Below are 13,028 nucleotides of genomic sequence, written 5' to 3' on the forward strand. Positions count from 1 at the left end.
ATAGGAGAAAATAAAATGTCAACACCAGAGGAACTAGAAGAAAAAAAAATTGTTGTTCGTCGTTGGGTTGAGCAGGTTTTTAATAACAAAAATTTGGCTTGTGTAGATGAACTCAAGATAGCTAACTACGTTGACTGGACACCATTTCCGGGACAAGGCCCAGCACTAAAAGGATTTAAACCTGTTTTGCAACTTTTCTTAACAGCTTTTCCTGATTTCCATTACACTATTGAAGATGAGCTAGCTGAAGGTGATTTAGTTGTGTTTCGGGGCACTTGGAAAGGAACTCATCAAAGGGAATTTATGGGAATTCCTCCAACTGGACGCGAAGTTACTGGGCAACGAATTGATAATTTTCGAGTTATTGGTGACAAAATGGTGGAACACTGGGGTTGCGGTAACGAATTAGACGTTATGCAGCTTATCGGCGCCATTCCATCAGAACAGGAGTAAAATATAAAACGTAAAATATCCAACAAAATCTAACCAAAGGAGAATGACTTGATGTCATTAGAAAAAAATAAAGCTGTTGTTAATCGTTTTTTGTCAGAGGTTTTCAATCAAAGAAATCTCACTGTAATTGATGAAATTGTTGATGCAAATGCAATAGACCATTATAAACAAGGCTTGACTTTATGGTTGATTTTGGGTGCTTTCCCAGACTTTCGCATCAGCATTAAAACTATGATTGCCGAAGGTGATAAAGTCGCAGTTATCTCAACCTTATATGGAACGCATCAAGGTGTACTAATGGGTATTCCGCCTACTCATAAACCTGTATCAATTGTAAAGGCTGATATTTTTCGCATTGCTAACGGTAAAATTGTAGAGATTTGGCAAAACGGTGACTACATTGGTTTAATGCAGCAAATAGGAGCTATTGATGTTCAACGTTTGACTTATCATTTACAAGTAGCTCCTGAAATCTCTAATAAGACGCAGCCATCGGTTGTCGCAACACAGGTGAAAGGCGCCTAATCAAAATAGGAGGGAGGAAATTTTTATGTTAGTTCAACCAGGTGAGCCAATATTAGAAATTCATGAGATTCAAGGTCATATTTTACCTGGCTTTAATAAAGATTTCCAAATACTGCTTTTCCTTGAAATTGTCGAAGTCTGTCAGATTAAGGATTGGTTGCGCCAAATTCACCCGCGCATCGTCAGCTTAGAAACAGTATTAAATCATCAACAATTAACTAGTAATGATTCTCCAAATCATCTTTCTAGTTGTGAACCTAGCATTTGGATAAATATTGCTTTTTCATTTAATGGACTAAGCAAATTGACTAACGATGCTGATTTATTTATTGATGCAGCATTTAAAGATGGTTTACATAACCGCTCAGAACTATTAGGAGACCCAACTCATCGAGATATAGAGGGTAATTGCCACAACTGGGTTATTGGTAGTTCTGGTAACATTCCAGACATTATCTTAATTATTGCTGCTGATGATAATAACAATCTAGTTCAGGCAGTTAACCAAATAGAAGCAAGCTTGAACAGTGGGTTTAAAGTAATCTTTAAGCAAGCTGCTGCGGTTTTACTTTCACCTTTTAAGGGTCATGAACATTTTGGTTTTCGTGACTGCATTTCTCAACCATGTGTTAGAGGAAGAATTTCCAACCAGGCAAATGATTTTCTTACACCCCGCTTTAATCTTGATAATGCACACCAAGAAAAGATCACCCAAGATTTAATTTGGCCTGGAGAATTTATTTTTGGATACCCTCGTCAAAGTCCAATTGATAAACTTTTACCTGGAGCAATTGCGGAAGCTGGACCAAGTTGGGCGCCTAACGGTTCATTTCTTGTTTTTCGGAGGTTACGCCAAGATGTAGAGGCTTTTCAAACTTTTACTAAATCTGTTGCAAAGCAACTAAGGGAGAAAAATCTGACTCTTGAGGATATAACTTCCGAAAAATTGGCAGCAAAACTTATGGGACGTTGGTTTAGTGGTACGCCAATTATTCATGCACCCAACAGTGATAACCCTGAGATTGCTCAAGAAAGTTGGCTTAATAATCACTTTGTATATGAAAATTCTAGTCAATCTGCTGTCGATTCTGCTGTTGATGATGTCCACTTGTTAGGTGATACACTAGGTATAATTTGCCCTCACGCGGCTCACATCCGCAAAGCTTTCCCGCGCGATACAAAAACTCTGAGTGGTAGCGAAGCTGATACTCAAACTCATCGACTACTACGCCGAGGAATACCATTTGGACAACTTTTCTGTGATGATACAGAGCGAGGTTTACTATTTCTTGCTTATCAAACCTCTATAGAACGACAATTTGAATTTATTACTACTAATTGGATCAACAACCCAAACTTTCCTGATAGTGGCGCCGGACACGATCCAATTGTTGGTCAAAATAATAATCTTGGAGAAAACCGCGTTCGGAGTTGGAATTTACCAGTTAAAAACCCTGATGGGGGTGTAACAAAAATTTCCGTAAAAATTCCCATTGATTGGGTTATTCCCACAGGTGGAGGCTATTTCTTTGCTCCCTCTATTAGTGCTTTAAATTACTTGAGTAAAAATCATTAAAAAAAAATTACACAAATTTTTATATATGTCCAGAGATGAAACCTACCTCTGTTAGCTTAATTCGAGCAAATTCCTACGACCAAGACTCATTATATCTTGCCTTAGAAAATCTGTTGGCGCCATTGGGAGGAATAGCTGCTTTTGTAAAACCGGGTGATCGCGTTCTCTTAAAACCCAATTTGTTAACAGCTTCTAAGCCCGAAAAAGAATGTATCACTCGAAAAGAATTAGTACGTAACATAGCCTATATGATTAAAGCAGTAGGCGGTAAACCTTTTCTTGGGGACAGCCCAACGTTTAATACTGCAAAGGGAGTTGCCAAAGCAGCAGGTTACTTTCATATTGCAAAAGAACTAGACATGCCAATAGTTGAACTGCACAGTAAACGTTATCAAACAGAGAATAAGGAATTTCAACATTTACTACTTAGTAAAGAGGCAATGGAAGCTGATGTAGTAATTAATTTACCTAAAGTTAAATCTCATTCGCAGGTAACGTTAACACTAGGTGTAAAAAATTTGTTTGGTTGTGTACCTGGTAATACAAAAGCTTGGTGGCATATGGAAATTGGCACTTCGAGCATTCACTTTGCCAAAATGCTGGTAGAAACTGCACGAACCATCAGTCCAGACTTAACAATTATTGATGGCATTATTGGACACCAAGGAAATGGGCCGAGTGATGGGGAACCCCGTTATTTGGGTTTACTAGGAGCTTCTCAAAATGTATTTGCCCTAGACCGAGTTATCGTAGAAATTCTAAATGTAGACCCAAACTTAATTCCTACCATAGTCGCAGCACAACAATTAGAACTTTGTCCTGAGCTTGCAACTATTAATTTCCCTTATTTACGACCAGAAGAATTAAAAGTTTTTGACTGGCAGTTACCCAGCAAATACATCCCACTCGACTTTGGTTTACCAAATATAGTTAGGTCTACTCTCAAATCTTTATTTTTACGATTAATGAAAGAACGTATTTATTCTAGTACAGAAAAAATTAATTGAGGAGTAAATAATAATGCAATTCTCTCTCAAAAGGCTATTTAAATTCCGAATTTTTCGCCAACTAGGTATAAAGCTGGCAATATTTGTGTTTCTCGCTTTCGTAATTTTCCCACTCTCGCCTTGTTTTGCACAAGAAATTGCACAACAACCAGATTTCTCTATACCTATACCTGGCAACTTTAGGTTACCTAATGCTGGGACAAATTTTATCCCCAGTAGATTTGATATCGATCTGGAAATCTTGAGCGGACCCAATGCAGGTAGAAGACTGATACTAGGCAATTTAACTGATATTATGGTTGTCTCTCGCAGCAACCCAATGACAGGTAACGAGACTTCTGCAAGAGTCAAATTTGATTTTAAAGACCAAAATGGCGAAGGAGAAAAATTTTCCCGACTAGATAAACTACGCAAAGAAGGAATTACCCTTGATAAAGAAGTCCGTAAATCGGATTTTAGTATGATTCCTGAAGGGTTTCGCGATAATCAGGCAAGAAAGATTTTTGTAGAAATTGCATCTATTGATGCTTCCTCTGCCGATGGTAGCAGTCGAATTTTAGTCGGTCAACCCCTCAAAAACATGTTTCCTCAAATTTATAAACCTGCTTTAGGGATGATTGTTATGGATGGAAATCGTAAATACCCAGCAAGAAGCTTTTTCATTCCATATGGAGTAATCATGACAAAGTATGGAAACTTCATCGCCAATGCTAACGGATATGAAAATCCAATTTATGCCTTTGCCACCCCTCCAACTCGAAAGTATCCCAATATACCTGTTGATCTGGAAGAAGAAGGAGAAAGCTACAGAGCAGTTGAAAGATCACAATTAGTCTCACTTGATAATCCTAGTGGACCTCCTGTTGCAAGACTAAATCAAGTTAGGTTTACAAATGCTACAATCCGTCGCCGAATAACAGGAGAACTTGACTTAGAGCCTCCCGAAAGGCAACCAATACCCAAACCTTTTCGTGGTGAGCGTTTTACAAATTCTAAAGACCCCAAAGACCTATTTCCCAGTGAGTAATTAAGGACTAAAAAATAGTATGGGGCTTGGCATTAAAAGACTTGAAGATTGAGGGAAAAGCATGAACGAGGCTTTGGATATTTCGCAATTATACCCGACAGATATTTGTATTCATCAGTTATTTGAGGCTCAAGTAGTTAAGTCTCCTGAAGCAGTTGCAGCAATTTTTGGTTCAGAGCAACTCACTTATCGAGAGTTAAACCGTCGAGCTAATCAACTGGCACATTATCTCAAACGTTTAAACGTCGGTTCAGAAGTTCTCGTTGGTATTTGTCTGGAACGTTCTTTAGAAGCCTTAGTTAGTTTATTAGCTATTCTCAAGGCTGGTGGTGCCTATGTACCATTTGACCCAGCATATCCGTCAACGCGCCTTGCCTTCATGTTTCAAGATAGCCAAGTTCCGGTAATTTTGACTCTTCAACACTTAGTCAATAATTTTCCTAACAACACTCAAGCGCGCATAATTTGCTTGGACAATTGGGAGATAATTGCTCCAGAGTGCGAGCATAACCCCACGTCAGAGACAACCGCTGATAATATTGCTTACGTCATTTATACCTCTGGTTCCACTGGAACCCCCAAAGGTGTCCTAGGACTACATCGAGGTGTAATCAACCGTTTTTATTGGATGTGGAATCTATATCCCTTTGAGGTAGAGGAAGTATGTTGTCACAAAACTTCTCTCAGTTTTGTAGATTCTATCTGGGAAATTTTTGGCCCGTTGCTACAGGGGATACCGATAGTAATTATAACCGATGATGTCGTTAAAGACACTTATCAGCTAGTCCAAACCTTGTCAAAAAACCAAATTACGCGCATTGTACTGGTTCCCTCTTTGCTACGCGCGATTGTTGATAGTACTGTTGATTTACAGCAACTTTACCGACTTAAGTATTGGCTTAGTAGTGGTGAAGTTCTCTCACTGGAATTAATGCAGCGCTTTCAACGACGAATGCCTGAAAGTGTACTGATAAACCTTTATGGTTCATCTGAGGTCGCAGCAGATGTAACTTATTTCGATACAAGAGCCAACTCATCACAAATATCAGTTCCCATTGGGCGCCCTATTGCTAATACGCAAATTTATATTCTGGATACTGCACTGCAACCTGTTTCTGTTGGAGTTACGGGTGAATTGTATATAGGTGGTGCTGGTTTAGCCAGAGGTTATCTCAACCAACCTCAATTAAGCGCTGAGAAATTTATTCCCGATCCTTTTAACCAACCGGGTGCGCGTCTGTATAAAACTGGAGACTTGGGGCGTTATTTACCAAATGGCGATATCGAATTTATCGGGCGCCTTGACCATCAGGTGAAAATACGGGGTTTCCGAATTGAGCTAGGAGAGATAGAAGCAGTTTTAAAACAACACCCAGCGGTGGAAGAGTCTGTAGTTATTGTTTGCGAGGAGCAACCTGACAACAAATATTTAACCGCCTATGTAGTTACCAACCGTCAGTACCAAGAAGACCAAGAAGCAGTAATGCAATGGGATGTTGTTCATACTAAGCAATGGCAAAAAGTTTGGGATGAGATTTATAGTCAAACCCAACTACAACACGAGCCAACTTTTAATACTATTGGCTGGAACAGTAGCTACACAGGTTTACCAATTCCAGCAGTACAAATGCATGAGTGGGTAGAAGATACAGTTAAGCAGATTCTTGATTTAAAACCAACGCGCGTACTAGAAATTGGTTGTGGAACAGGGTTATTGTTGTTTCAAGTTGCCCCGCACTGCACGTCCTATTGGGGAACTGACTTTTCAAAAGTGACCCTTAACTATTTGCGACAACAATTAAACCAACTAGAAAATCCTTTATCTCAAGTTACTTTGCTGCAAAAGACAGCAGATGATTTTGAAGGAATTGAAGCAGGTAGTTTTGACGCGATAATTTTAAACTCTGTTATCCAACAATTTCCGAGTGTTGAATATTTGTTGCGGGTGTTAGAACAAGCTGTTAATACAGTAGCACCTGGAGGATTTATCTTTGTGGGAGACGTGCGTAGTCTTCCACTCCTAAAAGCCTTCCACGTTTCTGTAATGCTGCATCACGCACCTGAGCACCTCTCAACAGAACGGATGCAACAGCGGATGCTTCTTCAGATAGATCAGGAAGAAGAACTGATTATTGAGCCAGCATTTTTTATTGCTTTAAAAGCACATTTCCCACAAATTAGCCATGTAGAAATTCGACCAAAGCGCGGTCATTACCACAACGAATTAACTCGATTTCGTTATCAGGTAGTTATTCATGTAGGGAAGCAGAATAATTCTGTAAATCCTGTTTACTTAGATTGGCAGCGTGAGGGCTTAAATTTGTCTACAGTTCTCCAATTATTAGAAACTAAATTAGAAACTAAATTAGAAACCAAACCAGAAATTGTGTGCATTACACGTGTGCCCAATGCTCGCCTCTGGCAAGAAATGAAAACTCTAGAGTTGCTAGCAAGTTCTAGTCCTCCTGCGACTGTAGGAGAACTGCGTCAAATCCTCAGTCAAATTTCTGGAGATTGGGTAGACCCAGAACATTTTTGGGCATTAAGCCATGACTTACCTTATGCTATCAGCATCGATTGGTCGAACCCAGGTGCTGATGGCTGTTACAATGTAGTTTTCCGACGAACCGAAACTAAAGCACAGAAACAGGAAACAATTATTACCTCCTTATTAATACCAACATTTGACCCCAAACCTTGGAAAAGCTATGCAAACAATCCTCTACGAGGAAAATTTATCCAAGGTTTAGTACCACAGTTGCGTAGCTTCCTGCATGAAAGACTACCCGAACACATGGTACCTACCACATATATGTTGCAAAATTCCTTACCACTGGCGCCTAATGGTAAAGTAGATCGTCGTGCGCTTCCTTTTCCTATCAAGACTCGACCTCAATTAGTAGAGACAACCTTTGTAGCACCTGGCAATCCTACAGAAGAAATATTAGCAAGTATCTGGATGAAAGTTTTAGGACTCGAAGAAATTGGTACTCACGATAACTTTTTTGAACTAGGGGGACATTCCTTACTTGCGACTCAAGTCATCTCTCGCATCAGCGAAGTTTTTCAAGTAGAAATTCCCTTGCGTCAACTATTTGAGGCACCCACAATAGCGAGTTTAGCAAAGAGTCTCAAAGAAGACAAAAATCGAGAACTTAATCTGCCTACCATTGAGTCAGTTGAGAATAGGTCTAATATACCTATGTCCTTTGGTCAGCAGCAGTTATGGTTCTTTAATCAATTCCAGCCTGCAAATCCTTTTTTGAATGTACCAACAGCTATTCGTCTGAGCGGTCAACTTAACGTAGAAGCTTTAGAACAATCCCTCAAAGAAATTATTCGGCGCCACGAAATTTTACGAACTACTTTTACAACAATACATGGGCAACCAACAGCAGTAATTTTTCCTCTAATTAACTTTAGTTTGAGAGTGATTGATTTACAAGGTTTGCCAGTAAACGAACGTGAAATCGAAGCTCAACGATTAACTAATCAGGAACTACAGCAACCCTTCAACCTGACAGAAAATTTGCTCTTCCGCAGTAGTTTGTTGTGCTTAAATCAGCAAGAACACATTTTATTATGGACAATGCATACCCTTATATGTGATGGTTGGTCTATAAAAGTGTTTATGCGTGAATTGAGTAAGCTGTACACTGCTTTCTGTCAGGGACAGGCTTCACCACTACCCAAACTAGCAATTCAATATGCGGATTTTGCCGCTTGGCAACGACAATGGTTACAGGGAGAAATTCTAGAGCGTCATTTAGCTTATTGGCAACGACAATTAGGTGGCAATTTACCTGTGTTGCAATTACCTACAGACCATCCGCGTCAAGTTAGGCAGAGCTATCGCAGTGCAATGCAGACTCTATATCTATCTCCTGACTTGACGACGGCGCTCCAGTTACTGAACCATCGTGAAGGGGTAACGATGTTTATGCTCTTACTGGCAGCATTTCAAACATTATTGTACCGCTATACAGGTCAAGAGGACATTTTGATCGGCGCCGCCATTACCAACCGTAACCGGGTGGAGTTAGAAGCTCTAATTGGATTGTTAAGCAATGGAATAGTCCTACGTACAAATTTATCCAGTAATCAAACATTTCAGGAATTATTAGCTCAGGTAAGGGAAACAGTATTAGATGCTCACGCTCATCAAAACCTGCCTTTTGGGATGTTGATGGAAGTTTACCAGCAAGAACCTGGGCCACCAGCACCACCATTCCAAGTAATGTTTAACCTCCTCAACTTGGGAGACAGGTATATTGAACTACCATTAGTTAAAGCAGAAGTACTTTCACCTCCTGCGGGACTAACATGTGAAGTAGATTTAATTTTTTGGGTTGTTGAGCAAAACGCTAGTATTTTACCTGCTCTGATTTATAATGCCGAGTTATTTGAAGCTGCTACCATTAACCAGATGTTAAACGATTTGCAAACTTTACTGTCGGATATTTTGGTTAATCCTCAACGGCGCCTGCACAAATTTCTCCTCAAATAAAACATTCCGAGCAGCAAGGGAGGCTAATAAAATGGATGCAGTTCGTTTAGAAGAATCACAGATTGACGAAGCTACCATAACTCTTTATCAAGCCTTTGATAACGACCCAATGCTTCGCTACATCACTTTAGAAAATAATCTGGCAAGGGCAGATATAATAAAATGCTTTTGCCAAGCTATTTTGCGCTATACCAAATCATATAACACCATCTATACAACCTCAAAAGACTTGAAAGGCGTTGCAATTTGGATTCCACCAGGTCAGTTTCCGATTAATTTTGTTAGACTTTTACAAGCAGGTCTTTATAAACTACCTTTCAAACTTGGTTGGAGCGGATTTAATCGATGGGTTTCCCTGTTTACATTAGATTCATACCATAAAAGTGATATGTCTCAACCTCACTGGTATTTATTAATACTGGGAGTAATACCTACCTATCAGGGACAAGGGATTGGAAGTTCGCTATTGCAACCAATCCTCAAGCAAGCAGATGCAGAAAAACTCCCTTGCTACTTAGAGACTTTTACTACAGCATCTGTTCGCTTTTTCCAAAAGCATGGTTTTAAAGTTTTGAAAACAGACCAATTGCCGGGTAACGCTTTGTCTTTTTGGACAATGAAAAGAGAACCGATATGATAAAACATAAAACATTAGATATAAGCTTGAAAAATGGAGGAGAAAAAAGTGGATTGGTTAAGTTTACTTAAAGGAACAGCAGTAGGTGGTGTTTTACTGTTTCTGTGGAATGGACTCACACAAAGCTTTACTCCTTGGGGGATTAAAAGCATAAAAGAACTTGAAGACCAAGCGACCATCACAGAAACAATTGCGCGCGCTTCAACCAATGGTGTGTATTATCTGAAAGACAAGGTTACTGCTTTTATTGCAGTTAAGCCTGAAGCATATTACTCTATGCCACGTTACTTTACCATTGAATTTGTGACAGAGGTGCTAGTTGGTGGTGTATTAACAGCAATTTTGCTGTTAACCAGCACAGAATCTATCGTGACACGGTTAATAATTATTGGACTAGTAGCACTGGCTGGTATCTTTAGCATAGACCTTCAGTACTGGAACTGGTGGGGCTTCTCAAGTATTTTTACATTTGGCATTGCCATCAATCGCCTTGTTGGCTATTTGCTTACTGGCTTTGTTCTGATAAAATTTATACTTTGAATTTATTTTTAGTTAATGTTTAAAACTATTTGACAACCAGTTCATATGGTCTAAAACGCAATGCTGACCAAACATGATTAATTGATATCTGAGCTACTCCCTTTAAACCTGCTTTATCAATCACATCCCAACCCACATCTCGATTAATATCCGTTATCATTTTTGAACTTTGTTTCGGATAGGCAATCCATAATATGCCATCGTACTTTAAAGCACTGATTGCTTTTGAAGCAAAACTTTCTAACTCTGAAATATTTTTGACAAATATATGAATAAAGTCAAATTGACCTTCTAGTTCCTTTGCCAACTCTACACCTTCTGGCAATATTAGTTGTTCCATATATCCAGGTGGGGAATTAATAACAATCATTCTCTGCCCGGATTTTATACGTAATTTTTTAACTAATGGATTATCTACCATATTTTCCTTTTTACACATCCTTTTTGTACTAGTTTATCTTATTTAGCGCAGCCATTACGAACGGCACAGCTTCCTGCTGGAAGTTGAGATCAGGGAACCTCTGCTTGGCTACACCCTCAAATACCAGCAGAGAGAGGATTGTAAGCGTAAATTGATTAGTACCGTAGATACCATGTTTACGCTGAATTGCAAACAGTTCTCCAACAAAACCTGCAACTTGAAAATCGCGCGCTCGTAAACCTCCCACTCGTTTGATTAAGCAGGTGATTTCCAAGTCAAAAGCTTTGATATTAAGGTTAGAAGGCAGATTAGTCGCGGTTTCACGGACAATTTGAGCTGCGGTATTACCTTCACAGAACGCTATAGATAGAAAGAATCTTGCAAAATTGCGACGGGTTGAGTTATCAAGTTGGGTCATAAATCCTGCATCCAAAATGACCAATCGATTATCCGGCGCCATCAGGACATTGCCGGGATGCATATCGCAATGAATAAAACCTTCCTTGAAAATCATATTGTAAAGTGATTGCACTCCAACGGTAAGAGCTTTTCTTGCGAAATGTTCTGGCAAAGCAGGGTCGCTCAACTTTTGCAAACCTGGAATGAACTCCATTACAAGAATTTCTGGCGTGCAGAGGTTTTCGTGAAGCACTGGCACAATTACATTATGGTTATTAGCAAAGAGCGCATGGAGCCGCTTTAAGTTCGATGCCTCACGCATAAAATCAGTCTGACCAATCAGGATATCGCTTGCTTCTTTCAATGCCTCTTTTACAGGAATACTCTGCATTGCAGGCAGTTTTGCAATAAACTGCCCGAAGAACTGAATAATTAGGCAATCACTTTTCAATGCCTCCCGTACAGTTGGTCTTAGAACCTTTAACGCGACTTCACAGTTATCATCACAACGAATGCCACGATGCACTTGAGCGATAGTGCCACTTGCTATTGGGGTGAAATCAACGTTCTTAATTTTGTGAGAAAGTGTATATTTGTCTAATATTTGCTTGGTTATGTTAGGGCTAAGAGCTTTAACTTGATCCTGCAAACAGCTTAATGCTTCACAAATCTCAAGAGGTAATAAATCTGCCCTAGTCGCGAGGATTTGTCCTATTTTTGGAAAGGCGCCACCTAGATGTTCACAAATAAGTGCAAGCGTCTGAGCAAAATACACACGCAAAGTTAGAGGTTTCCCTAAAAGTATATAAAAACAGAAAGTCAGAACAAATCGAATCACTTCAAATCCAAGAATCAAAAAGACATGTAGAAATCTTATTATTACCATACAGAAGTAAACTAGTAGATGCTACAAAGGTTTCAGCAATTATTCTGACCAAAGTCACTTGGAAAACGATGGTAGTACAAGGCAATTAGCATTGGTAAAAGTACAAGTGCATTGTAGAAGAGATGAAGCTCAAGGCGAGGAATCCACAGTTGACCGATACTGGTGGGAACGGGAGAACCAAACAAATTTTTGTTGATTAAAACTTGTCCCAGCAATAAAGCATGTTCAAAGTGATGATAGAACGCAATCACAAATGTAATGTCCCACCAGATACGAGCGCGTCCGACAATAGCAGGACGCAAAGCAGCTAAACCTAAAAGCATGAAAAGTGCATGTCCATAGTGCAGCCATTCTGAGCGGACTAACCAGGGGTATAGTAATCCTAAAGCGCCGAGCGCATCCTTTCGAGACCAGCCTAGAACATAAACTTGATATACCTGGAAGATGTGTTCTAAAAGATGAGTGATGATAATCACCATGAACACTTGCATAGCAGGTTTATGCCATCGTCCATTAAGCGTATGAAAGATAGACTGAGTTATTAATTTTGGATATTGCGTAAACCGGGGGTTACTGATGGCATTCTTGGCTCGACTCATATTATTTCCTTAGCGTTAATTTGTGTCTTCAACAAATTGATCTTTTGAAACCCATCAATACTGATACATTTTATGGGACTAATTAGGAGTAAATAAGCGGCATTAACGATAATTAATTTGATTCCTAATTCAAAACATTTACTGAAGGGCAATTCATAAAAACAGCAAGAAGCAAAAGGACAAATATTTTGTCCATCGTTTAGTTTTGTTGATAAGCCTTAAAATTTTTGGTAGTCCAGTATGGCTAAAATAACTATCCAGTTGGAAAAAGCGACAAAGCTTGTGAAATAAGGTTTTTTTCTTTTGTCTTTTAGCTTTTTACTTTTGCCTTGTTGCATTATGTCTCTAAAATGTAATGCATTTGCTCTAATACCTACATTTGTTTGCGTCTTTGTGTATTTTAACTAAACGAGAACCACTAGTGCCAGAAGGCAGAAAATAAGAGACAGAG

The 13,028-nt window shown here is 39.3% G+C and carries 11 protein-coding genes; 8 read left to right on the forward strand and 3 right to left on the reverse strand.

The window, feature by feature from the left end; all coding sequences use genetic code 11:
- The first annotated feature begins 15 nt into the window (after positions 1-15).
- The 8 genes from DSM106972_RS29135 (at position 16) to DSM106972_RS29170 (ending at position 10,272) form a co-directional block, all read left to right on the forward strand.
- Entirely contained in the window at positions 16-453 is a 438-nt protein-coding gene (locus DSM106972_RS29135) for an ester cyclase (RefSeq protein ID WP_127083973.1), read from the forward strand.
- A 51-nt stretch (positions 454-504) separates the two neighbouring features.
- Positions 505-978 (forward strand): ester cyclase, encoded by a 474-nt coding sequence (locus DSM106972_RS29140; RefSeq protein ID WP_127083974.1) that lies wholly within the window; start codon positions 505-507, stop codon positions 976-978.
- 25 nt (positions 979-1,003) lie between these two features.
- Entirely contained in the window at positions 1,004-2,554 is a 1,551-nt protein-coding gene (locus tag DSM106972_RS29145) for a Dyp-type peroxidase (protein WP_127083975.1), read from the forward strand.
- 35 nt (positions 2,555-2,589) lie between these two features.
- Positions 2,590-3,561 carry an Npun_F2552 family protein gene (locus DSM106972_RS29150; RefSeq protein WP_127083976.1) on the forward strand — a complete coding sequence of 324 codons (972 nt, stop codon included), beginning with the start codon at positions 2,590-2,592 and terminating at the stop codon, positions 3,559-3,561.
- Positions 3,562-3,574: 13 nt separating this feature from the next.
- Positions 3,575-4,588 carry a hypothetical protein gene (locus DSM106972_RS29155; RefSeq protein ID WP_127083977.1) on the forward strand — a complete coding sequence of 338 codons (1,014 nt, stop codon included), beginning with the start codon at positions 3,575-3,577 and terminating at the stop codon, positions 4,586-4,588.
- Positions 4,589-4,649: 61 nt separating this feature from the next.
- Positions 4,650-9,095, forward strand: coding sequence for a non-ribosomal peptide synthetase (locus DSM106972_RS29160; RefSeq protein ID WP_127083978.1), 4,446 nt, complete (start codon positions 4,650-4,652; stop codon positions 9,093-9,095).
- A 31-nt stretch (positions 9,096-9,126) separates the two neighbouring features.
- Positions 9,127-9,732 carry a GNAT family N-acetyltransferase gene (locus DSM106972_RS29165; RefSeq protein WP_127083979.1) on the forward strand — a complete coding sequence of 202 codons (606 nt, stop codon included), beginning with the start codon at positions 9,127-9,129 and terminating at the stop codon, positions 9,730-9,732.
- A gap of 48 nt (positions 9,733-9,780) precedes the next feature.
- Positions 9,781-10,272: a hypothetical protein gene (locus DSM106972_RS29170; protein ID WP_127083980.1), complete on the forward strand. Its 492-nt coding sequence runs from the start codon at positions 9,781-9,783 to the stop codon at positions 10,270-10,272.
- Positions 10,273-10,297: 25 nt separating this feature from the next.
- Here the strand turns inward: DSM106972_RS29170 and DSM106972_RS29175 are convergent, their stop codons facing one another.
- The 3 genes from DSM106972_RS29175 to DSM106972_RS29185 all read right to left on the reverse strand — a co-directional run bounded on the left by DSM106972_RS29175 (position 10,298) and on the right by DSM106972_RS29185 (position 12,577).
- Entirely contained in the window at positions 10,298-10,693 is a 396-nt protein-coding gene (locus DSM106972_RS29175) for a hypothetical protein (protein ID WP_127083981.1), read from the reverse strand.
- A 28-nt stretch (positions 10,694-10,721) separates the two neighbouring features.
- Positions 10,722-11,948 carry an ABC1 kinase family protein gene (locus tag DSM106972_RS29180; protein WP_158632893.1) on the reverse strand — a complete coding sequence of 409 codons (1,227 nt, stop codon included), beginning with the start codon at positions 11,946-11,948 and terminating at the stop codon, positions 10,722-10,724.
- A 62-nt stretch (positions 11,949-12,010) separates the two neighbouring features.
- The gene (locus DSM106972_RS29185; protein ID WP_127083983.1) at positions 12,011-12,577 is read right to left on the reverse strand and encodes a hypothetical protein; all 567 of its coding nucleotides are present in this window, start codon (positions 12,575-12,577) and stop codon (positions 12,011-12,013) included.
- Positions 12,578-13,028 lie beyond the last annotated feature (451 nt).

The organism is Dulcicalothrix desertica PCC 7102 (assembly GCF_003991905.1).
Classification (GTDB): domain Bacteria; phylum Cyanobacteriota; class Cyanobacteriia; order Cyanobacteriales; family Nostocaceae; genus Dulcicalothrix; species Dulcicalothrix desertica.